This is a genomic window from Paraburkholderia sp. J63 (assembly GCF_905220245.1).
Taxonomy (GTDB): Bacteria; Pseudomonadota; Gammaproteobacteria; order Burkholderiales; family Burkholderiaceae; genus Paraburkholderia.
Window position 1 is genome coordinate 1 of record NZ_CAJMZF010000190.1, and the last position, 410, is coordinate 410.

Annotated in this window: 1 protein-coding gene; it reads left to right on the top strand. The window is 55.6% G+C overall.

Going from position 1 to position 410, the window contains the following annotated elements; genetic code table 11:
* Window positions 1-410: IS3 family transposase (locus U5775_RS39115; RefSeq protein ID WP_322063460.1), on the top strand; the 410-nt coding region annotated here is incomplete at both ends.

The following is a 410-nucleotide window of genomic DNA, read 5'->3' on the forward strand; positions in this document are numbered from 1 at the left end:
TTAAGCTACTGCGCTACTGATGTCGGAAGGGATAGAACGTACGAAATAATCGACCAGGTCGGCGACGGCGTATCGGTGGCAATGTTGTGTGAGTTGTTCGATATACCTCGGTCGTGCTTTTACGCATACAGACATCGTCGAGAACGAGTTGACGTGACACGGATGGCACTGCGCAGTCGCGTGCACGAGTTGTTTGTCGAGAGCCGAAGCTCGGCAGGCAGCCGCAGCATCATGGGCATGCTGCGCGAGCAAGGCGCGACGATTGGGCGTTTTAAGGTCAGTCGTCTGATGGACGAACTCGGCTTGATTTGCAAGCAACCTGGCAACCACGCATACAAGCGCGCTACGGTGGAGCGCATCGACATTCCGAACGTCTTGAATCGGGAGTTCGATGTGGCGGCACCGAATCA